General features: G+C 70.9%; 26 protein-coding genes. 10 read left to right on the plus strand and 16 right to left on the minus strand.

Features of this window, described 5'->3' with window-relative positions:
• Positions 1-215: 215 nt before the first annotated feature.
• On the minus strand, positions 216-476 hold the full coding sequence (locus H4687_RS31325) for a UBP-type zinc finger domain-containing protein (RefSeq protein ID WP_005480407.1): 261 nt from the start codon (positions 474-476) through the stop codon (positions 216-218).
• Between the two features lie 59 nt (positions 477-535).
• Between H4687_RS31325 and H4687_RS31330 the strand changes: the two genes are divergently transcribed.
• Positions 536-2,131 (plus strand): Na+/H+ antiporter, encoded by a 1,596-nt coding sequence (locus tag H4687_RS31330; RefSeq protein ID WP_046915161.1) that lies wholly within the window; start codon positions 536-538, stop codon positions 2,129-2,131.
• A gap of 24 nt (positions 2,132-2,155) precedes the next feature.
• Here the strand turns inward: H4687_RS31330 and H4687_RS31335 are convergent, their stop codons facing one another.
• A complete protein-coding gene (locus tag H4687_RS31335) occupies positions 2,156-3,082 on the minus strand; it encodes a 1-aminocyclopropane-1-carboxylate deaminase/D-cysteine desulfhydrase (RefSeq protein WP_046915171.1) in 927 nt (308 codons plus the stop codon).
• A gap of 55 nt (positions 3,083-3,137) precedes the next feature.
• The gene (locus tag H4687_RS31340; RefSeq protein WP_179860015.1) at positions 3,138-3,728 is read right to left on the minus strand and encodes an N-acetylmuramoyl-L-alanine amidase; all 591 of its coding nucleotides are present in this window, start codon (positions 3,726-3,728) and stop codon (positions 3,138-3,140) included.
• 296 nt (positions 3,729-4,024) lie between these two features.
• Between H4687_RS31340 and H4687_RS31345 the strand changes: the two genes are divergently transcribed.
• Positions 4,025-5,431, plus strand: a complete 1,407-nt coding sequence (locus tag H4687_RS31345) for a family 2B encapsulin nanocompartment shell protein (RefSeq protein ID WP_046915159.1) — start codon at positions 4,025-4,027, stop codon at positions 5,429-5,431.
• Between the two features lie 108 nt (positions 5,432-5,539).
• Complete coding sequence (locus tag H4687_RS31350; protein WP_192781739.1) at positions 5,540-6,865, plus strand: family 2 encapsulin nanocompartment cargo protein polyprenyl transferase; 1,326 nt, start codon at positions 5,540-5,542, stop codon at positions 6,863-6,865.
• Between the two features lie 159 nt (positions 6,866-7,024).
• Here the strand turns inward: H4687_RS31350 and H4687_RS31355 are convergent, their stop codons facing one another.
• Positions 7,025-7,615: a TetR/AcrR family transcriptional regulator gene (locus H4687_RS31355; RefSeq protein ID WP_046919058.1), complete on the minus strand. Its 591-nt coding sequence runs from the start codon at positions 7,613-7,615 to the stop codon at positions 7,025-7,027.
• Positions 7,616-7,733: 118 nt separating this feature from the next.
• On the opposite strand from H4687_RS31355, the gene H4687_RS31360 reads away from it, so the two are divergent.
• From H4687_RS31360 to H4687_RS31370, 3 genes are all read left to right on the plus strand, one after another.
• Positions 7,734-8,318, plus strand: a complete 585-nt coding sequence (locus H4687_RS31360; RefSeq protein WP_046919059.1) for a dihydrofolate reductase family protein — start codon at positions 7,734-7,736, stop codon at positions 8,316-8,318.
• Positions 8,319-8,456: 138 nt separating this feature from the next.
• The gene (locus H4687_RS31365) at positions 8,457-8,777 is read left to right on the plus strand and encodes a hypothetical protein (RefSeq protein ID WP_046919060.1); all 321 of its coding nucleotides are present in this window, start codon (positions 8,457-8,459) and stop codon (positions 8,775-8,777) included.
• Positions 8,778-8,859: 82 nt separating this feature from the next.
• Positions 8,860-9,273 (plus strand): YciI family protein, encoded by a 414-nt coding sequence (locus H4687_RS31370; protein ID WP_046919061.1) that lies wholly within the window; start codon positions 8,860-8,862, stop codon positions 9,271-9,273.
• Positions 9,274-9,303: 30 nt separating this feature from the next.
• Here the strand turns inward: H4687_RS31370 and H4687_RS31375 are convergent, their stop codons facing one another.
• From H4687_RS31375 to H4687_RS31405, 7 genes are all read right to left on the minus strand, one after another.
• Positions 9,304-10,134 carry a VOC family protein gene (locus H4687_RS31375; RefSeq protein WP_046919062.1) on the minus strand — a complete coding sequence of 277 codons (831 nt, stop codon included), beginning with the start codon at positions 10,132-10,134 and terminating at the stop codon, positions 9,304-9,306.
• A 73-nt stretch (positions 10,135-10,207) separates the two neighbouring features.
• Positions 10,208-10,672, minus strand: a complete 465-nt coding sequence (locus H4687_RS31380; protein WP_046919063.1) for a VOC family protein — start codon at positions 10,670-10,672, stop codon at positions 10,208-10,210.
• 9 nt (positions 10,673-10,681) lie between these two features.
• Complete coding sequence (locus H4687_RS31385) at positions 10,682-11,107, minus strand: helix-turn-helix transcriptional regulator (protein ID WP_046919066.1); 426 nt, start codon at positions 11,105-11,107, stop codon at positions 10,682-10,684.
• A 58-nt stretch (positions 11,108-11,165) separates the two neighbouring features.
• A complete protein-coding gene (locus tag H4687_RS31390; protein WP_046919064.1) occupies positions 11,166-12,074 on the minus strand; it encodes a carbohydrate ABC transporter permease in 909 nt (302 codons plus the stop codon).
• Between the two features lie 2 nt (positions 12,075-12,076).
• Positions 12,077-13,066, minus strand: a complete 990-nt coding sequence (locus H4687_RS31395; protein WP_046919067.1) for a carbohydrate ABC transporter permease — start codon at positions 13,064-13,066, stop codon at positions 12,077-12,079.
• 152 nt (positions 13,067-13,218) lie between these two features.
• Entirely contained in the window at positions 13,219-14,571 is a 1,353-nt protein-coding gene (locus H4687_RS31400; RefSeq protein WP_046919065.1) for an ABC transporter substrate-binding protein, read from the minus strand.
• Between the two features lie 215 nt (positions 14,572-14,786).
• Positions 14,787-15,806 (minus strand): LacI family DNA-binding transcriptional regulator, encoded by a 1,020-nt coding sequence (locus H4687_RS31405; RefSeq protein WP_005480384.1) that lies wholly within the window; start codon positions 15,804-15,806, stop codon positions 14,787-14,789.
• Positions 15,807-16,029: 223 nt separating this feature from the next.
• Between H4687_RS31405 and H4687_RS31410 the strand changes: the two genes are divergently transcribed.
• Both H4687_RS31410 and H4687_RS31415 read left to right on the plus strand, forming a co-directional pair.
• Entirely contained in the window at positions 16,030-17,442 is a 1,413-nt protein-coding gene (locus H4687_RS31410) for a glycoside hydrolase family protein (protein WP_050399621.1), read from the plus strand.
• A 386-nt stretch (positions 17,443-17,828) separates the two neighbouring features.
• Positions 17,829-17,984, plus strand: coding sequence for a hypothetical protein (locus tag H4687_RS31415; RefSeq protein WP_159026279.1), 156 nt, complete (start codon positions 17,829-17,831; stop codon positions 17,982-17,984).
• Positions 17,985-18,158: 174 nt separating this feature from the next.
• Here H4687_RS31415 and sodN read toward each other — a convergent pair whose 3' ends face one another.
• Positions 18,159-18,554 carry a superoxide dismutase, Ni gene (gene sodN, locus H4687_RS31420; protein ID WP_005480378.1) on the minus strand — a complete coding sequence of 132 codons (396 nt, stop codon included), beginning with the start codon at positions 18,552-18,554 and terminating at the stop codon, positions 18,159-18,161.
• A 145-nt stretch (positions 18,555-18,699) separates the two neighbouring features.
• Here sodN and sodX point away from each other — a divergent pair, with 145 nt between their 5' ends.
• A complete protein-coding gene (gene sodX, locus H4687_RS31425) occupies positions 18,700-19,134 on the plus strand; it encodes a nickel-type superoxide dismutase maturation protease (RefSeq protein ID WP_046919959.1) in 435 nt (144 codons plus the stop codon).
• On the opposite strand, the gene H4687_RS31430 is transcribed toward sodX, so the two are convergent.
• The gene (locus tag H4687_RS31430) at positions 19,038-19,667 is read right to left on the minus strand and encodes a CGNR zinc finger domain-containing protein (protein WP_046919958.1); all 630 of its coding nucleotides are present in this window, start codon (positions 19,665-19,667) and stop codon (positions 19,038-19,040) included. The genes sodX and H4687_RS31430 overlap by 97 nt on opposite strands.
• 114 nt (positions 19,668-19,781) lie before the next feature.
• Here H4687_RS31430 and H4687_RS31435 point away from each other — a divergent pair, with 114 nt between their 5' ends.
• On the plus strand, positions 19,782-20,540 hold the full coding sequence (locus H4687_RS31435) for a class I SAM-dependent methyltransferase (RefSeq protein ID WP_046919957.1): 759 nt from the start codon (positions 19,782-19,784) through the stop codon (positions 20,538-20,540).
• A gap of 79 nt (positions 20,541-20,619) precedes the next feature.
• Here H4687_RS31435 and H4687_RS31440 read toward each other — a convergent pair whose 3' ends face one another.
• From H4687_RS31440 to H4687_RS31450, 3 genes are read right to left on the minus strand one after another with little or no spacing between them, the layout of a single operon-like run.
• The gene (locus H4687_RS31440; protein ID WP_046919956.1) at positions 20,620-21,381 is read right to left on the minus strand and encodes an amino acid ABC transporter ATP-binding protein; all 762 of its coding nucleotides are present in this window, start codon (positions 21,379-21,381) and stop codon (positions 20,620-20,622) included.
• Positions 21,378-22,319, minus strand: a complete 942-nt coding sequence (locus H4687_RS31445; protein WP_046919955.1) for an amino acid ABC transporter permease — start codon at positions 22,317-22,319, stop codon at positions 21,378-21,380. The genes H4687_RS31440 and H4687_RS31445 overlap by 4 nt, the downstream gene beginning before the upstream one ends.
• Positions 22,320-22,355: 36 nt before the next feature.
• A complete protein-coding gene (locus H4687_RS31450; protein WP_046919954.1) occupies positions 22,356-23,321 on the minus strand; it encodes an ABC transporter substrate-binding protein in 966 nt (321 codons plus the stop codon).
• Positions 23,322-23,767: the final 446 nt, after the last annotated feature.

Below are 23,767 nucleotides of genomic sequence, written 5' to 3' on the forward strand. Positions count from 1 at the left end.
GGACCCCACCCCATGCTGTCACTCATAGTAAGCCTATGAATACGCTCGGTGGCTAGAGGTCTGCGGGCCTCAAATAGGAAGAGCGCGCGCCGGATTGACGTACCCAGGCGTCGGACTGCCGAACCGTGTCACACGAGTACGTCGACGTGTCACGGGGTGACATGGTTCCGTCGTGCGACGACTCCGCTCCGGTAGTCATATCGGCACAGGGGCTGTCATACGAGTACATGGTCGACGAAGCACCAGCGCCAGGTCTCGCCCGCCTCGAACGTACGCATGATGGGATGGCCGCTCTCCTTGTGGTGCTCGGTCGCGTGCCGCATCGGCGAGGAGTCGCAGCAGCCCACGTGCCCGCACTCCAGGCACATCCGCAACTGCACCGGATGACTCCCGGCGGCCAGGCACTCCGGGCAGGTGTCGCTCAGCGGTTCGGGCTCGGGGTGCGGCAGCGCCTCCGTGTGCGTGCACTGTTTCATGATTGCCAGGTTACGACGGGTGCGCGGAACCCCGCGCGGAAACGAAGGCGGCGCAAGCGATGCACTTCCTGCCCTTGCTGTTGCTGGTCGCCGGGAGCGCGACGGTGGCCGGGGCCGCCCGGCGTACGCCGGTGCCCGCCCCGCTGCTGCTGGTCGCGGCGGGGCTCGCGGTGTCGTATCTGCCCGGAGTGCCGCACTACGAACTCGATCCCGAGATCGTCCTGCCGCTGATCCTGCCCCCGCTGCTGTACACGGCCGCCAGCGACAGCTCGTACCTCGACCTGCGGGCCCAGCTGCGACCCGTGGCGCTGCTGTCGGTCGGCTACGTGCTCTTCGCGACCCTCGCGGTCGGCTGGGCCGCCTACCTGCTCGTGCCGGGGATGCCGCTGCCCGCGGCCCTGGTGCTCGGCGCGGTGGTGGCCCCGCCGGACGCGGTCGCGGCCACGGCGGTCGCCCGGCGGGTGGGCCTGCCCTCGCGGATCACCACCATCCTGCAGGGCGAGTCCCTGGTGAACGACGCGACCGCGATCACCGCCTACCGGGTGGCCCTCGCGGCCACCATCGGCGAGGGCGCGAGCTGGTCGGGCGGGACGGTCGACTTCCTGGTGGCGGCGGTCGGCGGCGTCGCGGTGGGCCTGCTGCTGATGGTGCCGATCCACTGGCTGCGCACGCACCTGAAGGAGGCACTGCTCCAGAACACCCTCTCCCTGCTGATCCCGTTCGTCGCCTACGGCCTCGCCGAGTGGGTGCACGCCTCCGGGGTGCTCGCCGTGGTCGTCGTCGGCCTGTACCTCGGCTACCGCAACTGGCAGGTCGACTTCGCCACCCGCCTCCAGGAGGAGGCCGTCTGGAAGATGGTCGCCTTCCTGCTGGAGTCCGCCGTGTTCGCCCTCATCGGCCTGCAGCTCCCGGTCGTCCTCGAAGGGCTGGGCGAGTACGAGGGGGTCCGCGCCTCCTGGTACGCCGTGGCCGTCTTCCTCGTCGTGGTCGCGACCCGGTTCGCGTGGGTCTATCCGGCCACCTTCCTGCCCCGCTTGCTGTCGCGGCGCATCCGGGAGCGGGAGGCCAACCCCACCTGGAAGGCGCCCTTCGTCATCGCCTGGGCCGGCATGCGCGGTGTCGTATCGCTGGCCATCGCCTTCTCGATCCCGCTCACGGTGAACGGCGGGGACGACTTCCCCGGACGGAACCTGATCCTCTTCCTGACCTTCACGACGGTCATCGGGACGCTCGTCATCCAGGGGCTGACCCTCCCGCCGCTCATCCGCGTCCTGAAGCTGCCGGGACGCGACCAGCAGGCCGAGACCCTCGCCGAGGCCAACGCCCAGGCCCAGGCGTCCCGCGCCGCCGAGGCCCGCCTCGACGAACTCCTCGCCGACGAGCGCAACGAGCTGCCGCCCCCGCTCGTCGACCGCCTCCACACCGTCCTGGAACGCCGCCGCAACGCCGTCTGGGAACGGCTCGGCGCGGTCAACCCGGTGACCGGGGAGAGCGTCGACGACACCTACAGCCGCCTCTCCCGCGAGATGATCGGCGCCGAACGCGAGGTCTTCGTGAAACTGCGGGACGGCCGGTACATCGACGACGAGATGCTGCGCACCCTGCTGCGCAGGCTGGACCTGGAGGAGGCGGCGGTCTTCCGGGAGGCGTCCTGAGACGGTCCCGGGGCGTCGGTCCGCCTAGGGCGCGTGGTCCTCGAAAGGGCGTCCGGTGATCACCGCGGCGAGCGTCGTCCCGCGCGCGAAGGCGCCCTCCGACACCAGGGCGACAAGTCCGTAGAGCGACTTGGCGACATAGAGACGCTCCACGGGCAGGGCGTGGCGGGCCTCGAAGTCGACGGCGAAGGCGTCCAGTTCGGGGGTGGTGCGCGCGTAGCCGCCGCAGTGGAAGCGGTCGTCGAGACGCCAGTCGCCGCGCGGTCCGCCGAAGGCCCGCTCCTGCAGCCTTCGTATCTCCTCGTCGAGGAAGCCCCCCTTGAGGACCGGAATTCCGAGGGCGCGCTGGCCGGGGGCCAGACCGGCGGCCAGACCCGCGAGCGTGCCACCGGTGCCGCAGGCGAGGGCCACGACGTCGGCCCGGCCGCGCAGTTCCGCGCCGAGGTCCTGGCAGCCGCGCACCGCGAGACTGTTGCTGCCGCCCTCGGGGACGACGTACGCGTCCCCCGCGTCGGCGGCGCGCAGGACGGCGGCCAGGGTGGCGGGGTCGGACTTGCGGCGATACGTCGATCTGTCGACGAAGTGCAGCCGCATGCCGTCCGCCGCGCAGCGGGCCAGGGACGCGTTGAGCGGGCGGTCGGCCAGTTCCTGGCCGCGGACCACGCCGATGGTGGGCAGGCCCAGGAGGCGGCCCGCCGCCGCGGTGGCGCGCAGGTGGTTGGAGTAGGCGCCGCCGAACGTGAGCACCGGCCGGCCGGCCGCCGCGCGCAGGTTGGGGGCCAGCTTGCGCCACTTGTTGCCGACGAGCCGCGGATGGATCAGGTCGTCGCGCTTGAGGAGCAGCCGGACGCCGTGGCGGGCGAAGCGCTCGTCCACCACCTCCTGCAGAGGGGACGGCAGCACGGGGTCCAGGGCGGCGACGGGGTCGGGGGCGGAGGGCTGGCCGGTCACGTGCCCATTGTCGGACACATGACCGGTCGGCGTCGGGTGCGCCGGCGCTCCTGCCCTATTTCAGGCGGTCCCGTACCCGGTCTCTCATGTGGGCCATGGTGAAGCCCCGGGGGTCGACCTTGCCGGGCTGCCATTCGAGGTGGCCGATGACGGACCGCTGGTTCCAGCCGTGGTGGCGGCAGATCGCGGCGGAGACCCGCTCGATGGCTTCGAGCTGGGCCGCCGGCCAGGGGTCCTGGCCGTCGCCCAGGTTCTCGCACTCGAAGCCGTAGAAGTGGCGGTTGCCGTCGGTGTTGGACTCGTTGTCCGGCGGGAGCGCCTTCTCGGCGATCACGGCCCGCAGTACGTCGTCGTCGCCGAGGCCGGCGTGGTTGGCGCGGCCGTAGCCGACGAGATGCACCCGGCCGTCCTTGGTGATGACGCCGTGGCACAACGGGCCGGGCAGGCCCTCGTAGCCGTTGCGGCAGACGCGCACGGTGCGTTCGCTGCCGGAGGTGACGGTGTGGTGGATCATCACGCCGTGGACGGGGCCCCAGGGGCCCACGTGGTTGCGGTTGTGATGCTCCCAGTCGCCGACCTCGACGACCTGGACGCCCTCGTTCCTGAGGACGGTGAGGAACCTGCTCGCGGACATGGGTGGGGCCATGGCCGACTCCTTCGTGCTGTCCGGCGGCCGCTGGTCGTGGCCGCCTCGTACGCAGGCTTGTACCCCCCTCGCGCGGCGCGGGCGAGTTGTCGGCGGGGCGTGCGGGTGGATCCGGTCAGATTCGCGCGGCGCTCGGACAGACGCGCGAACGGGTCGACAGCGGCGACGGACATGCCCAGTCTCCCTAAGATCCATTCCCGCTCTTTCGGGTAATAGCACCAACACGCTCCGTGATGCGAGGCTGGTCGGGAGATCGGTGACCGCGATATCAGTGCACACCCGGAGGGGAAATCCGTATGTCGGTAGGCGAAGAGGTTCGCTCGCAGCAGGACAAGCCGCAGCAGAGTCTCGGCACGGCGGCTGCAAGGAACCTGGCCACCACCACGAAGTCCACACCCCAGATGCAGGAGATCAGCTCGCGCTGGCTGCTGCGCACCCTGCCCTGGGTGAATGTGCAGGGTGGCACGTACCGGGTGAACAGGCGGCTCACCTACGCGGTCGGCGACGGCCGCGTCACCTTCGTGAAGACCGGCGACCGGGTCGCCGTCATCCCCGCGGAGCTGGGCGAACTGCCCGCCCTGCGGACGTACGAGGACATCGAGGTGCTGGGCGAGCTGGCCCAGCGGTGCGAACAGCGGGAGTTCGCCTCCGGTGACGTACTGGCCGAATTCGGCAGCCAGGCGGAGGAGGTGTTCCTCCTAGCCCACGGCAAGGTCGAGAAGATCGGGACGGGCCCCTACGGCGACGACGCGGTCCTCGGCGTACTGGCGGACGGCGCCTACTTCGGCGACCAGGCCCTGCTCGACCCCGAGGCGATCTGGGAGTACACGGCCCGCGCGGTCACCGCGTGCACGGTGCTCGTCCTGCCCCGTCGCGCCGTCGAGCAGCTCGCCGAGCGGGCCGAGACCCTGAGCGAGCACCTTCAGGAGCTGCGCGCGATCCCGTCGCAGCGCACCAACAAGTACGGCGAGAAGGAGATCGACCTCGCCGCCGGCCACAGCGGTGAGCCGGACATCCCGCACACCTTCGTCGACTACGAGGCCGCGCCGCGCGAGTACGAACTCAGCGTCGCCCAGACCGTCCTGCGCATCCACACGCGCGTGGCCGACCTGTACAACCAGCCGATGAACCAGACCGAGCAGCAGATCCGGCTGACGGTCGAGGCGTTGAAGGAGCGCCAGGAGCACGAGCTCGTCAACAACCGCGAGTTCGGCCTCCTGCACAACTGCGAGTACGACCAGCGGCTCCAGCCGCACGACGGTGTGCCCAGCCCGGACGACCTGGACGAACTGCTCAGCCGCCGCCGGGGCACCAAGCTGCTGCTCGCCCACCCGCGCGCGATCTCCGCGTTCGGACGCGAGCTGAACAAGCGCGGGCTGGTCCCGGAGACCATCGACATCGCCGGAAACCGCATTCCCACCTGGCGCGGTGTGCCGATCTACCCGTGCAACAAGATCCCGGTGACCGAGGCCAGGACCACGTCGATCATCGCCATGCGTACGGGCGAGGACGACCAGGGCGTGATCGGTCTGCGGGCCGCGAGCATCCCGGACGAGATCGAGCCCAGCCTGTCCGTGCGCTTCATGGGCATCAACGAACAGGCGATCATCAAGTACCTCGTGACGGCCTACTACTCGGCCGCGGTCCTGGTCCCCGACGCGCTCGGCGTTCTGGAGAACGTCGAGATCGGCCGCTGGCGGTGACCCTGTCCGACCGGGTTCCGTGTCCCCGTCCCCCAGGGCGGGTGCACTCCGGGACGCGCCCCTCGGCAGCGACACCACCACCGACCGCCGGCTCTCCGGGGCGGCCCCATGGGTGAGTTCCTGACGGAGACGAAGCGGGGCCCCGCCGAGACTCCGGCGAGGACGGCGACGCCGGCGTACGCCGAGGAGACGGCGTGCGCCGACGGGGCGGCCGGGGCCGGGGGGCTCGCGGGAGCGAGGGCCCCGGTGCGGGTCGTGCCACCGGCGGGAGTCGTCCGGCCGGCGGGTCCGGCGGGCGACCGGGGCCGCGAGCGGAGGGGAGTGCTGGAGCCGAAGGGGGGCGGGGAGCCGGTGAGGGCTGGGTCTCCCGGCGGTGACCGGGCCACGGTCGGCCCGGCGGGCGGGCGGAATCCGCTCGACGGGCGGGAGGCGGCGGGAATCCTGGAGCAGGCCCGGGTGTCCGTCGACCCCGAACTGCGCCGGGCCGTGGAGACCCTGCCCCTGTCGATGCGCAGGGTCGCGCGCTACCACTTCGGCTGGGAGGACGCGCACGGCACCCCGGCCGCCGGGAACGCGGGCAAGGCGATACGTCCGGCGCTGGTCCTGGCCGCCGTCTCCGCGCTCGGCGGGCACGAGTCCACCGCCGTGCGGGCCGCCGCCGCGGTGGAACTGGTGCACAACTTCACCCTGCTGCACGACGACGTGATGGACCGGGACACCACCCGTCGGCACCGGGCGACCGCGTGGACCGTGTTCGGTGTCCCCGACGCGATCCTCGCCGGGGACGCGATGCAGGCCCTCGCCCAGCAACTGCTCGCCGAGGACCCGCACCCGGCGTCCGCCGCGGCCTCCGCACGGCTCGCGTCCTGCGTCATCGAACTCTGCGCGGGTCAGCACACCGACACCGAGATGGAGGGACGCCGGCCCGAGGAGGTCACTCTCGACGAGGTGCTCGCCATGGCCGAGGCGAAGACGGGCGCGCTACTCGGCTGCGCCTGTGCCGTGGGAGCGCTGTACGCGGGCGCCGGCGAGGAGGACGTCGAGGCTCTCGACGCGTTCGGGCGGGAGGCCGGGCTCGCCTTCCAGCTCATCGACGACGTGATCGGCATCTGGGGGGACCCGAGCCGTACCGGAAAGCCTGCCGGGGCGGATCTCATGGTCCGCAAGAAGTCCCTCCCGGTGGTCGCCGCGCTCGCCTCCGGCACCCCGGAGGCGACCGAACTCGCCGAGCTGTACGGACTGCCGTACGAAGAGGGAGATCTGGAGCGCACGGCACGCGTGGTGGAGCGGGCCGGCGGTCGCGACTGGGCGCAGGTCCAGGCCGCCGACCGGATGGCCCGCGCCATGCAGGAACTGTCCCGGGCGGTCCCGGACCCGGAGTCGGCCGGCGGACTCCTCGCGCTGGCCGAGTTCGTGACGCGCCGCAGCAGCTGAGACCCGGCTCCCGGGGCCGGCCGATGCTCCGGAGGTGTCGGCGCCGTGCCGACCTGACCCCGCGTGGTTCCGGCGCCTCCGGTCGACCGGCGGGTCCCGCACATCCCCACGGTGTGCGGGGCCCGTCGGTCTTTTCGCGCGGTCAGTGGTCCGCGCGGGTCAGTGCTCGGGGACGATCGTTTCCACGAGGCGTTCCATCAGGCCCCCGGGGGCCCGCACGCCGGGAAGGGCGCCGTCGAGGACGTCCGGCAGGGTGAGGTGTTCGAGGAGAAGGCCCTGCATGGCCAGGTAGAGGACCATGACCGTCTCGTCGCCGCCGGGGAGACCGGCCTCGCGGTGGAAGCGCATCCCGAACTCCAGCTCTCCGCGCACCGACTCGGTGTACGAGGCGTACAGGGCGGGGCGGCGGGTGGCTTCGAGGCGCAGTTCCAGATGGGCGAGGTAACCGGTGCGGTCCCCGGTGACGCGGGCCAGCAGGTCGCGCATGAAGGCGGTGACCAGGGTCCGGTCCTTCGGTGACGCGAGCAGGTCCTCGACCACGGCCGGGTCGGGTGCCAGGCGTTCCTTCAGCCGGGCGTCGATCTGGTGGAGAAGGGCGTCGCGGTCGGCGAAGTAGTTCGAGGCGGTGCCCACCGGCACCCGGGCCTCGGCGTCCACCGCCCGGAACGTCAGCCCGCGCGCCCCCTCACGCGCCAGCACCTCCACCGCCGCGTCCAGCAGAGCGGCCCTGCGCTCCGGGTTCCTGACCATCCGGGCTCCCTCGTATCCGAAACCGTCTTGCAACCACTACGACTGAAGTACTATAACTGAAGTGGTTGCATGGTGGTCACGCGGTGATCCACCTGTCGGACGAGGAAAAGAGACCGGTTTGCGCAAGCTCACGTACGCCATCGCCTGTTCCATCGACGGCTTCATCGGGGACCCGGAGGGTGACGCGTCGTACATGTATCCCTTTGTGGTGGGGGAGTACGCCGAGTACCTCCTCACGGAGCACCCGGACATCAACCCGAGCCATGTGCGTCGGCTCGTCGGCACGGACGGCCTGCCGAACAAGCACTACGACACGATCGTCCAGGGCCGCGCCAGCTACGACGTGGCACTGAAGGACGGCATCACCAGCCCCTTCGCCCACCTGCGCGAGTACGTGGCCTCGCGCACGCTGAAGGAGTCGCCCGATCCGCACGTCGAGATCATCTCGGACGACCTGGTCGGCAAGGTCCGTGAACTCAAGGCGGAGGACGGCGAACTCGGCATCTACCTCTGCGGTGGCGCGGCCGTCGCGGGCGCGCTGATCGACGAGGTCGACGAGCTGATCATCAAGACGTACCCGGTGGTGCAGGGCAGCGGGACGCCGATGTTCGGCTCCGGCTTCGACATCCGCGAGTTCACGCTCGACGAGGTGCGCGGCTTCGACAACGGGGTGGTCGTCCGCAAGTACACCAGGAAGCGCTGACGGGCGGACCCCGCGCGGTGGAGGCCCGACGCGGTGGAGGCCCGCGCGGTCCGTCCGGGCGCCGTGCGCGCGTGACCGGTCGCCGATCGCCCGCGCACGCGGGGAGCGCCCCGGCCCTGTCGGTCATACCCTGAGGGCATGGGCATCGACGAGCATGTCTGCCCGGTCTGCGGACAGCCTGTGGCCACGGTCGTACGGCGGCACAAGACGCTGGGCGCGTGGGTACCCGTATGGAGTCCGGGTCCGTGCAGGAATCACGAGTGTGCGGCGTACGTCGACGAGGCCGTCGAGGCCGAGGAGGCCGCCGCGGAGAAGCCCCGGGCGGTGGCCCGGCGCACGCACGGCAGCCATGGAGCGCACGGTGGTCATGACGCGCACGGTGGTCATGACGCGCGGGCGGGCGGAGCGGGTGAGACCGCCGAGGTGAGGGCCGAGGAGAAGGCCGAGGAGAAGGCATGACGGGTGCGGCCGCCACCGAGGCAGAGCGGCTCCGACGTCTCCTGCGCGAGCTGCCTGGACCGGGGGCCGAAGGAGCGGACGCATGAAGTACCTGCTGATGGTCCTGGGCACACAGGCGGACTACGAGGGCATGCGCGGCAAGGCGTCCGCGGGCTCCCCGGCCTGGACGGGGGAGCAGTTGCAGGCCATGTACGCGTACATGGGCGCGATCAACGAGGACCTCGCCCGTACCGGGGAGATGATCGACGGGCAGGGACTGGCGGAGCCGGCGCGGACCCGTTTCGTCACGGCCGGCACCGACGGCGAGCCGGTGGTCACGGACGGGCCGTACCCGCGGACCGAGGTGCTGCTCGCCGGCTACTGGCTCCTGGACTGTGCCGATCTGGACCGGGCCACGGAGATCGCGGCCCGCGTCGCCCGGTGCCCCGGCCCCGCGGGGCTCACGGAGTATCCGGTGGTCATCCGGCCGGTGCTCGACGGCGCGGGGGACGTCTGAGCCGTTCGTCCCTGTCCCCGCTCCGCTGAGTCACCCTGTCGTCGGTGGCAGTCCGCCCGTCTCCGGGGACCGGCCCGTCAGGCAGTACGTGCCGCCCGCCGGGTCGCGCATCACCGTCCAGTGGGAGTGGCGGGCCACGACGGTGGCGCCGAGGGCTTCGTGACGGGCTCGGACGGTGTCGATGTCGGCGCAGGCCAGGTCGAGGTGGGCGGAGGCGGGGCGAGGGGCGTCCAGACGTTGGAGGAGGACACGGAAGGGGAGACCGGCCGGCGGGCGCAGGACATGGAACTCCGGGAGTGAGCCCGGGTGCGAGTCCCAGCCCGACAGGGCCGCCCAGAACGCGACCTCGCCCGCGAAGTCGGCCGGCGCCATGTCCAGACACACCTGGTCCAGCCGGCTCCCGTCGACCACTGGCGGCCGCATGGACTCCCCGTGCCACGGCACCGCGCAGAAGAGGTGCCCGGCGGGGGAGCGCAGCACCGCCCAGCCGTCGTTCGGGGCGACCACCTCGGCGCCGAGCCGGACCGCCCGGTCGACCAGGGCGGGGACGTCGTCGACGGCCAGATCCAGGTGGGCGCCGCCGTCGCCGGACGTCACACCCTGCGCCTTCACGCACGCGTCGCCGGTCTCGGGCAGCAGGGTCACGAACTCACCCCGGTCGCCCCGGGGTGCGGACAGCCGGGTGGCCGTCACCGCCGTCCAGAAGGCGCACGCCCGCTCGAACCCGGCCGTCGGCCGGTCGGCGAAGGCATACGTCCACCGAATCGCCCCGCGCGCCGCGTCCGCCCCCTCTCCCTGCGAGCCTCCCTGCGAGCCGACGCCCGCGCCGCCGCCGCTGCCGTCCCCGCGCACTCCGCCCACAGCACCGTTCCCTCTCGGACTCCGGCCCCGCGGCCGAACGACTCGTACGTTCTCCCGCCCAGCCGCCGACCGTCTACCCCCGGCGCTCCATGAAGCGCAGCATGTTCCCCGCCGGGTCGCGGAAGGCGCAGTCGCGGACACCGTAGGGCTGGTCCATGGGCTCCTGGAGGACATCGGCGCCGGAGGCCTCGACACGGGCGTAGAGGGCGTCGCAGTCGGTGGTGGTGAAGTTGACGCCGCGCAGGACGCCCTTGGCGAGGAGCGTGGCGATGGTCTCGCGGTCGGCGGGGGAGATGTCGGGGTCGGCGGCCGGGGGTTCCAGGACGATCTCGACGTCCGGCTGGAGCGGGGAGCCCACGGTCACCCAGCGCATGCCCTCGAAGCCCACGTCACCGCGGACCTCCATGCCCAGCACGTCACGGTAGAAGGCGAGCGCCTTGTCGTGGTCGTCGACGGCGAGGAAGCACTGGGCGAGCCGCACTTCCGGGGCCGGAGGTCTGTTCGGGGCGTGTGTGACGTTCGGATCGTTCGTGGCCATGCCTTCACGCTAGGGCGCTTCGCCCGGCACCGCCGTGCGTACGCGGTGCCGGGACGGGCGGGTCAGGCGTTTCGCCACGCACGCGGGGATCGCCGCGCTCTCCTCGTGCGAGCGCGCCCGGTACGCGCTCGGTGTCTCGCCGACCAGCTCGGTGAAGCGCGAGCTGAAGGACCCCAGGGACGTGCACCCGACCGCGATGCACACCTCGGTCACCGTCAGGTCGCCGCGGCGCAGCAACGCCTTGGCACGCTCCGTCCTGCGGGTCATGAGATAGCCGTACGGGGTCTCGCCGTAGGCCGCGCGGAAGCTGCGCTGGAAGTGTCCGGGGGACATCAGCGCGGTGCGGGCGAGGGCGGTCATGTCCAGCGGCTCGGCGTACTCGCGGTCCATACGGTCCCGCGCCCGCCGCAGCCGCACCAGGTCGTCCCGGTTCATGCCGCCCAGCATCGCACCGACCCCGGACAACGGGCCACGCGCCGCCCGGCCCCCGTGATCACCCCTTCACCGCCGAGTTGGCCACCCCCTGGACGAACCACCGCTGGAAGAAGGCGAAGACGATCAGGACCGGGAGGACGAGGAGGACGCCGAAGGCGAGGATCTGACCCCAGTCCGGGGGCTGCTGGCCCTGGAAGACGCTCATCTCCAGCGGCAGCGGGCGCACCGACGGGTCCGAGACCATCAGCACGGGCCACAGGAACGAACCCCACTGGGTGAGGAAGGTCAGGATCGCGACCGACGCGAACGCCGGCTTCGACATCGGGACGATGATCGCGAAGAAGGTGCGCCAGGGGCCCGCGCCGTCCAGCCGGGCCGCCTCCTCGATGCTCGGCGGGATCGAGCGGAAGAACGTGTGGAACTGGTAGACCGAGAACGCGTTGGCGATGAACGGGAGCGCCTGGATGAAGAGCGTGTTGCGCTGGTCGTTGAACAGGTAGAACAACGGCACGGCCACCGACTCGAACGGCACCAGCATCAGCAGCAGGACCAGGGTGAACACGGCCTCCCGCCCCCGCCACCGCAGCCGCGAGAGCCCGTACGCCGCCATCGAGTTGACGAAGAGACCGCCCGTCACCACCACGAACGCCAGCAGCAGCGAGACGCCCATGAACTGCCAGAAGTGACCCGTGCTGTCGGAGTTCAGGCTGTCCAGGACGGCGGCGTAGTTGTCGAAGGACAGATGGGTGGGCAGGAAGCCGGACAGACCGTTCAGGACCTCGTCGGACGGCTTGAGGCTGCCGAGGAGGAGGTAGAGGACCGGCAGTGTGAAGACGAAGGCCAGGACGGAGAGGACGGCGTAGTCGAGGAACCGGCGCAGCCCGGTGCGGGACGGGCCGGCCCCCGCGCTCGTCCCGGCCCGCGTGCTCGTCCGCGTACGCAGACTCGTGCTCGTGGTGGTGCTCATGCTCAGTCCTCGTTGTCGGGCCGGACGACGCGGCGCTGGATCAGGGTCAGGACGACGACGATCAGGAAGAAGACGACGGTGATCGCGGACGCCTGACCGACGTTGTTCTGGTCGAAGGCCGTCGTGACCGCCTGGTACATCACCGTGCGCGCGGCGTCCTCGTCGAGGCCGCCGCCCTTGACCAGCACGTACACCTGGTCGAAGACCCGGAAGGACAGCACCGAGGTGAGCATGGCGACGAAGACGAGCGTGCCGCGTATGCCGGGCAGCGTGATGTGCCGGAACTGCTGCCAGGCGGAGGCCCGGTCGAGCCGGGCGGCCTCGTAGCGCTCGCCCGGGATCTGCTGGAGGCCGGCGAGCAGGATGACCATCTGGAAGCCGACACCCTGCCAGACGGAGAGCACGATGATCGAGGCCATCGCCGTCAGCCCGTCGCCGAGCCAGTCGAACGCGCCCCAGTTGCCGAGACTCACCGCCTCCAGCACCGAGTTGAGCATGCCCTGGTCGCTGCGGGCGAGGATCAGCCGCCAGATCACGGCCACGAGTGCCATCGGGAAGACGACCGGCAGGAAGAACAGCGAGCGGAACAGGCCGATCGCCTTCAGCTTGCGGTTCAGCAGGATCGCCAGGCCCAGGGCGAGACCCGTCTGCAGGGGGACGACGACCACGGCGAAGGTCAGGTTGTTGAGCAGCGCCCGCAGGAACGGGCCGGAGAGGTCGGGGTCGGTGAGCAGCCGCCGGTACTGCTCGATCCCGAAGAAGGTGGGTTCCAGCGGGGAGCCGAGGCGCACGTTGTAGAAGGAGAGCACCACGGCGTAGCAGAAGGGGATGCCGACGAAGGCGATGAGCCCGGCGACGGCCGGCGCGGACATGAGCAGTCCGTGCAGCCATTCGCGGTTGTGGCGGGACGGCCGCCGGGCGGCCGGGTCACCGACGGGGGAGGCCTGCTTCCGGCCTGGCGCCGCCGCGGGCGCGGGTTCCACGGCTTTCACGGTTTTCACGGGAGGGTCCTCTTCCCTGCGGGGCGGGCGGCCACGTGGTGTGCGCCCGCCCCGGCCGATGGGTTCGACTGAACCCGATGGGTCGTGTGGGTCCTGTAGGTCGTGTGGCTACGGGTGCTACGGGTGCTACGGGTTCCAAGGGGCTACGGGATCGCGTAACCCGCGTTGTCCGCGAAGTCGCGGTCGATGGCGCGGGCGGCCTCGGCCAGGGCGTCCTCGGGATCGGCGCCCCCGTAGATCGAGTTGAGCGCCTCGCCGAACTTCGCGGTCACCACCGGGTATCCGGCGGTCACCGGGCGGGTGACGGCGACACAGGACTTGCTGATGTCGATGTCGCCGCAGGGCTTGGCGAGCTGGTCCGCGAAGAGCTGGAGCGGGCCGCCCTTCTTGTACAGCTCGCTGGCGGCGAGCGCCGACTTGGTCGCGGGCGGGGCCCCGTTGGCCTTCGTCATCGCGCCGACGTTGGTGTCGTCGAGGAGGAAGTCCAGGAAGGCGCCGGAGGCCTTGGCGTTCTTGGAGTTCGCGCCGACGCCCCAGGCCCACGAGCCCTGGCCGGTCTTCGGGCCGTCGCCGAAGTCGGGCAGCGGCAGCACGACCAGGTCGTCGCCGAGCGCCTCGCTGTAGGCGGGGTACATCCAGTGCCCGACCCAGCTGAGGGCGACCCGGCCCTTGGCGAAGGCGTTGCCGTCGGTGTTGGCGTCGACGGTGCTCTTCCAGGACTGGAAGGTCTTCATGGCCGAGACCACCGCCGGGGTGTCGAGGGCGCCCGCGGCCTTGCCGTCCTTGAGCAGGGAACCGCCGGCCGACCAGACCACCGGGGCGAAGCCGTAGGTGCCCCACTCGGTGGCGTAACCGTTGCCCTCCTGCAGGTCGAGGACCTTCCCGTCGGAGTCCTTCGCCTTCAGCGCCTTCAGCGCCGCGTCGAACTCCTGCGCGGTCCAGGCGTCGTCCACACCCTTCGGATACGTCACCCCGGCCGCGTCCAGCAGCTTCTTGCTGCCGTACATGCCGAGCCCGGAGTCGAACATGCCCAGGCCGTAGTGCTTGCCGTCGATCTCGCCCTGCGCCTTGCTCGCGTCCGTGGCGTTGTCGAGGGTCCCGGCGGAGACGTAGTCGTCGATCGGGGCGAGCTTCTTGGTGTAGACGAAGTTGGCCATGGTCGGGCCGTCGAACTCCATGACGTCCGGCAGCTTGTCGGCGTTCGTCGCGGTGATCGTCTTGGTGTAGTCGGTCTCCGGTATCAGCTTCAGCTCGACCTTCACCTTGTCCTGCGAGGAGTTGAACGACTTCACCGCGTTCTGCAGCGCCTCCGACTCGCTCTTCTGCCCCTGGTGGGCCCAGACGCTGATGGTCCCCTCACCGCTGCCGGCCTCGGCGGACGTGTCGCCGCCGCCACCGCCGCAGGCGGCCAGGGCTGCCAGGGGGAGGGCCAGGGCCAGGCCCGCACGGGCCGTGCGGCGGAACCTCTTGCTGGTCGAGCTGGGGGTCGGGCTCATGGTGTGTGCCTCCGTGCGGGATGAGGGTGCGAGGAGCGGGTGGCGCCGAGAGGTGCGAGGTGTGGGGTATTCGGGGGGTGGGGCCGGCGGGGGTGTCGCGGCGTGCGGGTGCGCGGCCCCGGGGGTGAGGGCGCCGGTGGATGGGGGCGTGGATGGGGGCGTGCGTGGCCGGGTAGGCCGGGGCGGACGGGAGGTCACCGCGGTCCGGCCGGAGGTCACTGGGGTCCGCGTGGGCGGGGCGGTGCCGTCGTCTCGCGCAGGACCAGCCGGATGGGCATCTGCACATGGCCGGGCTGTTCGGTGTCCGGCTCGTCCAGCCGGCGCAGCAGCAGCCGGGCCGCCTCCGCGCCCTGGCCGGCGACGGGTTGGGCGACGGTGGTCAGGCCGACCACGTCGGCGAGTTCGTGGTCGTCGAAGCCGACCACGGACACGTCGTCCGGCACCCGCAGCCGATGCCGCCTGAGCGCGCGCAGCGCGCCCATCGCCATCTCGTCGGACTGGGCGAACACGGCGGTCGGCGGCCGGGACGCGGCCAGCAGCTCGGTCATCGCCCGCTCCCCGCCGTCGACGGTGTAGTCGCCGTCCGCGACCAGGGCCGCGTCGTGCTCGATCCCGGCCTCGGCGAGGACGTGCAGATAGGCGGCGCGACGGTCGAGGGGCGTGGTCCAGTGCAGCGGACCGCTGGCCCCGGAGATCATGCCGATCCGCCGGTGACCGAGGTTCACCAGATGCCGTACGGCGCTCTCCGCGCCCGCCCGGTCGTCGATGCCGACCACGGTGAAGCCGGGCCGGGGACCCCCGACCGTGGAGGCCAGCGGCACCCCGAGCGAGCGCAGGGCCGCCGACTCGTCCTCGTCCGGGATGAGCAGCGAGAGCACCGCGTCGACCCGCTTGCGCACGGGCAGCTTGGTGAAGAAGCGCTTGCGTGCCTCGGGCGAACCCAGGTTGTACAGCAGGACGTCGTACCCGGCCGCGCTGAACACCTGCTCGGCGGCGTCCAGCACGGTGCCGAAGAACCAGCGGCCGATGTACGGGGCGACGACCCCGATCGTGTACGTCCGCCCGCTGGCCAGGCTGGACGCCGAACGGGAGGCCGTATAGCCGAGTTGCGCGGCGACGGCCGCGATCTGCGCCCGCACCTCGTCCGAGACTCCCGGCCGGCCGCGCAGCGCGCGGGACACGGTGGACGCCGAGACCCCGGCGGCGGTGGCGACATCGGTGATGCTGACCGTCACGGCGGTCTTCTCCCGTCGGTAGGGCGTGGGTCGGCGTCTCGCGTGGAATCCCGCGCCGGTTTCACGTCGGTGTGAGCTGTTGGGGTGACGTGACCGTAAACCCGCCTCCTCTGTTGCGCAAGCGTTTGCGTTCAGATTTACTTGCGCTGATTCTCCAGCGACACCCTCCGGAATCATGGTCAGCGCACGCGTTTGGGCGCTGTGAGCGACAGGACTGCTGCGCATGCGATACGCCCCGCCCGGCCTCTGCGTGAACGACTTCGCCCTGCTCCGCGACGACGACGGCACCTACTCCGTGCTGCACCTCCAGGGCCCCTGGACCGACGACTTCGACCACCTGCGCATGGAGACCTCCTACGGCCGGGCCACCTCGGCCGACCTGGTCGCCTGGTTGCCCGAGGGCAGCGTGTTCGGCAACGGCCTGCCCGGCCGCTTCGACCAGCGGGCGGTCTGGACGATGCACCCGTTCCGCCACGGCACCGGTATGGCGATGCTCTACACGGGCGTGCGCGGGCTGACGCCGGAGGGCTGGCCGTTGCAGGCGGTGGGCCTCGCGTACTCCGACCGCACGGACGGCACGGGCTGGCGACGCCACGGCACGACGCCCGTCGTCGAGGCGGACCCCCGCTGGTACCGCACCGCCGACCGCATGGGCTGGCGGGACCCGTTCGTCGTGCGCGACGACGAGGGCGACGGCTGGGCGATGGTGATCTGCGCGAGCGACGCCTCCCTCCCCGTGGAGACCGGCGGCTGCGTCGCCCTCGCCACCTCCGACGACCTGGAGCACTGGACGGTCCACCCGCCCCTGATCTCCCCCGGCGACGTCGACGAACTCGAATGCCCGGTCCTGGAACGCCTCGACGACGGAACCTGGCTTCTCCTCGGCTCCATCGGCGCGACCCGGGGCTTCGAGGCGTGGACGGCCCCGCGCCTGCGCGGCCCGTGGACCCGCCGGGGCGTGCTCGGCCCGACGGGGGCGTACGCCCCGCGCGTCATCCTCGCCCCCGACGGCTCCCGGGTCGTCCTGCACACCACCCCCCGCCGCGTCGGCCTGACCGACACCGGCGACCACTGCCGAGGCATGCTCGCCCAGCCCAAGTCCCTGGTGACGGGCGAGGATTCGGCCCCGCGGCTGGAGTGGTGGCCCGGCCTGGACGCCTGGCTGGGCGAGGAGACGTACGCCCCGACCCCGCATGCCGTCGGCGACGTCGAGGTCTCCGGCCACCCCGTCGAAGTCACCCTGCGCACCGACTCCTTCGGCCCCGACCGCGCGCACCCCGAGCACGCGGAGAGCCCCGAGCACGCGGAGAGCCCCGACCGCGCCGAGAGCCCCGCCCTGACCGTAGGCTGCGACGGCAAGAACCTGCGGATCACCGGCGCCGCCGGTACCCCCCTCGCCGAGACCGTCCTCCCCGAAGCGGCCGACACCCTGCGCATCCTGACCGTCGGGGAGTACGTCGAGATCTACGCCGACGGGGTCTTCGCCCTCACCACGCTCTCCTACACGGGCCGCCCCGCCCCCTGGACGGCGGTCACCGAGGACGGCACGAGGACCGTCCCCGTCCGCCCCCTCCGTCTCCCGGCCCCCGAGCGCGACGACGCCTCCGCCATCTGGCCCGGCCCCGACGGGAGTTGACCGGCGCGCCGGCCCACGCGCCACCGACGTCCGCCGGCCACTCCTGCGAGTGCGTCCGGCCCTGCGGGTGAGCGGTCGGCGAGAGCCCCTCCCCACTCAGGTGCCGTTGCACGCCGCCGACGGGATTCCCGAGCGGTACGTCTGCTCGTACACCACCACGCTGAGATCCCTGGCCCGGGCACGGCGGCGGCAGAACGACGGGGGCCCGTCGACGGGGCCCACGGCCGACGGGTCCTGCGAAGTGCAGGCAGGAGTGGTTCGGCAGGGCCCGGCGGACGGTGCGGCACGCCCGCCACGATCCGGTGCGTCCGGGCCCGGGTCGAGGCCCGGGGCCTCGGCTCGGCCCCGGGTGTCCCGGCCTCGCGGCCCGCGGCAGAGGGTAGTGGGTGATCCATCCGCTGGTCGCCCTCACGACACCGGACGACCGGACGGTCCAGCGCGCCGTCGACGGCCACGGTGTGCGCGGCCGCGCCTGCTCCGCACTCGACTTCGGCGTCTCGCTGACCGTCATCGCCCTGCTGTCGCTGAGCCGGGTCACCTGAGCCGGCCGCCGCCGCGGTCCGGGCTCCGGCCCCCGGACCTCACCGGACGGCTCCGGAACACCACCAGGGCCGCGGAACCCCACCGCACGGCCCCGGAACACAACCGCACCCGGCCCGTGACACCGCCGTGCGGGACGGCGGCATAAGGACCGGGTGCGGTCGAGAGGGGCCGGGTCAGGCCTTCTTGGTCTCCCAGAAGATCTTGTCGATCTGGGCGATGTAGTCCAGCGCCTTCTGGCCCGTCGCCGGGTCGGTGGACGCCTTGGCGGCCGAGAGGGCCTTGAGGGCGTCGTTGACCAGCTGGTGCAGCTCCGGGTACTTCTCGAAGTGCGGGGGCTTGAAGTAGTCGCTCCACAGCACCGAGACGTGGTGCTTGGCGAGCTCGGCGCGCTGCTCCTTGATGACGGTCGCGCGAGCCTGGAAGTGAGGGTCGTCGTTGGCGGCCATCTTGTCCTGCACGGCCTTCACCGACTCCGCCTCGATGCGGGCCTGGGCCGGGTCGTACACACCGCAGGGCAGGTCGCAGTGGGCGCTGACCTTGACCTTGGGGGCAAACAGGCGGGAAAGCATGGAGCGTTCCTTCCTCGTGATCGTCTTCTCAGGTGGGACATTACTCCCTGCGAGAGTGGTTTTCTCGGGTGCCCCCATGGGCTTAGGACAAAAGTCCGGGGTCAGACTGGGACTGGTGGAGGAACGAACCGGGGAGGTGCCGGGGATGCCGGAGCTGTCGCAGGAGAGCGAGCGGGAGCGGGCCCTCCTGCCCTTCGGAGTGGCCGAGGTCACAGGACCGTCCATGGTCCCGACACTGCGCCACGGGGACCAGCTGCTCGTCCACTACGGGGCCCGCCTCAGGGTCGGCGACGTCCTGGTGCTGCGGCACCCCTTCCAGCAGGACCTGCTCGTCGTCAAGCGGGTCGCCGAACGGCGCGACGGCGGCTGGTGGGTGCTCGGGGACAACGCGTACGCGGGCGGGGACAGCACCGACTACGGGGTCGTGCCCGACGAACTCGTCCTCGGCAAGGTGCGGTTCCGCTACCGGCCCCGGCCCGGCGGTCAGCGCTCGCCGTTCGCGCTCGCCCGCTGGGTGGTCTCGGCCGCCCGGCCCGTGTTCGGCGACCGGTCCGCCTCCAGGCGCTTGCGGGCCCGATAGGCCGCCACGTTGGCGCGGGTCGCGCAGCGGTCCGAGCAGTAGCGCCGGGAGCGGTTGGTGGAGGTGTCGAGGTAGGCGTTGCGGCAGGGCGCCGCCTCGCACAGGCCGAGCCGGTCCACGCCGTACTCGGTGAGGTGGAAGGCCAGGCCCATCGCCGCGATCGCCGCGTAGCCGGCCGTCGCGTTCGAGGGGTGGTCCGCCAGGTGCATGTGCCACAGCGGGCGGCCGTCGTCGTCGCGGAAGTCGTGGCCGGAGATCTGCGGGTTCACCGGGAACTCCAGCAGCAGTGAGTTCAGCAGGTCCACGGCGAGGGTCTCGTCCCCGTCGTTCGCCGCCTCGAAGACCGAGCGCAGCCGGGCCCGTACCGACCGGAACCGGGTCACGTCGGCGTCCGTCGCCCGCCGGGCCGCCTGCCGGCTGGGCCCGAAGAGATCACGGACGGCCTCGACCGAGGTGAGCGTGTCCTTGCCCCGGTCCGGTTCCTCGGTGTTCACGAGGCGTACGGCGTAGTCCGAGTAATGGGCCAGTTCCACTTGTAGTCCTTACGAGGGCGCTCTATTGTCGTGATGCGGGTCAGGTAATGGCTGCTCGTGCTTACAGGGTATTACGCAGTGGCGGACAACGCGGTACACGGAAGAAGGGGCCTCATGACCACCACGGCCGGCACCGACTGGCATGCCTGGCAGGAGAGCTGGGACCGGCAGCAGGAGTGGTACCTGCCGGACCGTGAGGAGCGGTTCCGGGTGATGCTGGACATGGTCGAGGCCTTCGCCGGACCCGAGCCCCGCGTCCTGGACCTCGCCTGCGGTACGGGTTCCATCACGTCCAGACTGTTCGCGCGGTTCCCGAAGGCCGTCAGCACCGGTGTGGACCTCGACCCCGCGCTCCTGGCGATCGCCGAGGGCACGTTCGAGGGCGACCCCCGGGTCACCTTCGTCACCGCCGACCTCACCGACCCCGACTGGACGACCCGGCTGCCGTACGACTCGTACGACGCCGTGCTGACGGCCACGGCCCTGCACTGGCTGCACAGCGAACCCCTCGCCGCCCTCTACGGTCAGGTCGCGGAACTCGTCCGCGACGGCGGTGTCTTCATGAACGCGGACCACATGATCGACGAGTCGACGCCCCGGATCAACGCGGCGGAGCGGGCGCACCGGCACGCGGGTATGGAACAGGCCAAGGCGCGCGGCGCCGTCGACTGGGCCGCATGGTGGCAGCTCGCCGCCCAGGACCCCGTGCTCGCCGAGCCGACGGCCCGCCGTTTCGAGATCTACGGGGAGCACGCCGACGGCGACGTCCAGAGCGTCGACTGGCACGCCCGCGTCCTGCGCGAGAAGGGCTTCGCCGAGGCCCGCGCGGTCTGGTGCTCGCCCTCCGACTCACTGGTGCTGGCGGTGAGGTAGACCGCCGCGCGCACGGACGGGTGCACGAGCGAGGGGCGGTACGGAGATCCGTACCGCCCCTGCCTGTCGTGCCGCGGCGCTACAGCACCTTGGACAGGAACGACTGGGTGCGCTCCTCCTGGGGGTTGGTCAGCACGTCACGGGGGTTGCCGGACTCGACCACCACACCGCCGTCCATGAAGACCAGGCTGTCGCCGACCTCGCGGGCGAAGCCCATCTCGTGGGTGACGACGACCATCGTCATGCCGGACTCGGCCAGGTCGCGCATGACGTCGAGGACGTCGCCGACCAGCTCCGGGTCGAGCGCCGAGGTCGGCTCGTCGAAGAGCATCAGCTTCGGCTCCATGGCCAGCGCCCGGGCGATGGCCACGCGCTGCTGCTGGCCGCCGGAGAGCTGGGACGGGTAGTTGCCCGCCTTGTCGCCGAGGCCGACGCGCTCCAGCAGCTCACGGGCGCGGTCGCGGGCCTGGGCCCGGCTGACGCCCTTGACCTGGACCGGCGCCTCCATGACGTTCTCGGCGGCCGTCATGTGCGGGAACAGGTTGAAGCGCTGGAAGACCATGCCGATGTCACGGCGCTTGAGCGCGACCTCGCTGTCCTTCAGCTCGTACAGCTTGTCGCCCTTCTGGCGGTAGCCGACCAGCTCGCCGTCGACGTACAGCCGTCCGGAGTTGATCTTCTCCAGGTGGTTGATGCACCTGAGGAACGTGCTCTTGCCGGAGCCGGACGGGCCGATGAGGCAGAACACCTCGCCCGTCTGCACCTCCAGCTCGATGCCCTTGAGGACCTCGACGGGGCCGAACGACTTGTGGATGCCCTCGGCCTTCACCATGGCGGTCATGCCGAGACTCCCTTCGGGCGGCGCACGGGCAGCACGGCCGTCTTGAAACGCTGCATCGGTGTCGGCGGAAGGGTCCGGGAGGAACCCTTCGCGTAGTGCCGCTCCAGGTAGTACTGCCCGACGCTGAAGACGCTGGTCAGGATCAGATACCAGGCGGCGGCGAGGAACAGCATCTCCACGGTGGAGCCGGAGCCCTGGCCGATGTCCGTGGCTGCCTTGAGCAGATCCACGTACTGCACCGTCGAGACGAGCGACGTGGTCTTCAGCATGTTGATGACCTCGTTGCCCGTGGGCGGCACGATCACGCGCATCGCCTGCGGGATGACGATCCGGCGCAGCGTCTTGGAGTGGCTCATGCCGAGCGCGTGCGACGCCTCGGTCTGGCCCTCGTCGACCGAGAGCAGACCGGCGCGGCAGATCTCCGCCATGTACGCGGCCTCGTTGAGACCGAGGCCGAGCAGCGCCGTCAGCAGCGGCGTCATGAAGGAGGACCAGTAGTCCTTGTAGATCGGGCCGAGGTTGATGTACTCGAAGACCAGACCCAGGTTGAACCAGACGAAGAGCTGGACCAGGACCGGCGTGCCGCGGAAGAACCAGATGTAGAACCACGCGACCGACGAGGTCACCGGGTTGTTCGACAGCCGCATCACGGCGAGCAGGATGCCGCCGACGATGCCGATCACCATGGACAGCACGGTGAGCAGGAGGGTGTTCAGAACGCCCTCGATGATGCGGTCGTCGAAGAAGTAGTCGGGGACGGCGCCCCAGTTGATCTTCTTCGCCTGCGCGAACGCGTAGATGATCGAGCCGAGCAGAGCGAGCGCGATGGCCGCGGACACATAACGCCCCGGGTGCCGGACCGGAACGGCCTTGAGGGCCTCCGGGCCGGCGGGGGGAGTGTCCGAGGGACCGTCCGTCTTGCTGACGTCAACAGTCACGGGTGGAGCCTTTGCCTTTCAGAACCGAGCCGAGAATCAGGAGCCGCCGTTGACCTTGGCCTCGGTGATGGCGCCGTCCTCGACGCCCCACTTCTTGATGATCTTCTCGTACTCACCGTTGTCGATGATCGCCTGGACGGCGGCCTCCAGCGCGTCACGCAGCTCGGTGTTGTCCTTGGCGACGGCGATGCCGTACGGGCCGGCCTCGACCTGGTCGCCTACGATCTCGAAGTACTTGCCGCCGCCCGAGGTCTTCACCGAGTACGCGGCGACCGGGTAGTCGGCGGAGACGACGTCCGCGCCCTTGGAACGCATCCGGGTCTCGGCCTCGGGGTTGGTGGCGAAGTCCTCGATCTTGAGGGCCTTGCCGCCGTCCTTCTTGCACTTCGCCGCCTGGTCCTTGGCGAGGTCGTGCGAGAACGTGTTGCGCTGCACGGCGATCGTCTTGCCGCACAGGTCGTCCCAGGTCTTGATGCCCTGGTCGTCGCCCTTGTTGGTGTACAGCGAAACGCCCGCGGTGAAGTAGTCGACGAAGTCGACGCCGGCGCCGACCTTCTTGCCGGTGTCGGCGTCGATGCCCTCCTGGCGGTCCTTGGTGTCCGTCATGGCCGACATGGCGATGTCGTACCGCTTGGCCGCGAGACCACCGATGAGGGTGTCGAAGGTGGCGTTCTGGAACTTGAAGTCCACGCCGAGCTGCTTGCCCATCGCCGCGGCGATGTCGAGGTCGATGCCGACGACCTTGCCGGACTCGTCCTTGTACTCCACCGGGGCGTACGCGATGTCCGAACCGACGTTGATCACGCCCTTGTCCCGGAGGGCCGCGGGCAGCTTGTCGGCCAGCGGGGCACCGCTGGCCGAGGCGGTCTCCGAACCGTTGTCCTTGCTCTTGGTCTGGTCACCGCAGCCGGTGAGCAGCAGGGCGCCCGCGACCGCGATCGCTCCGACGGCGGCGGTACGGGAACGCAGGCCGGTCGTACGACAGGTGGTGCTTGCGGTCATGGTGGGTTCCTCCGGCGGGGGTGGTGTGGAGTTGCCGACAGGTCGACGATTAACACGCGTCTTCGAGTGTGGCGACCTCGTGTGATTACGGCATCTTGCCATTCGGGCATGTGCAATCAGATGACCGGCCATGTCAAAATCGGATAACGGGTGACCCCCCGATGACCTACGAACCGCCGCGGACCAGGTGATCACACCGGATCCTGTGCGGGAATTCCTCCTTCCGGCCGGAAGATCTTCGGCGCATCTCAGGATGCGGTCGGCCCCGAACTCCGCACACGTGGCTGTACGGGACTTGTCGTGACGTGTACCGACTTGCCCCGTTATCCGTCGATGAATCGAACGGTCCATGATCGTCTTCAAATGACCTACGAGTTGTGACCTTCGAGGTATCAAGACGTGTGGACTCGTCGTCGGCACCGTCCGTCCGGTAAGAAGGTTCCTTA

The sequence above is a fragment of the Streptomyces stelliscabiei genome, assembly GCF_014873495.1.
GTDB classification, from domain to species: domain Bacteria; phylum Actinomycetota; class Actinomycetes; order Streptomycetales; family Streptomycetaceae; genus Streptomyces; species Streptomyces bottropensis.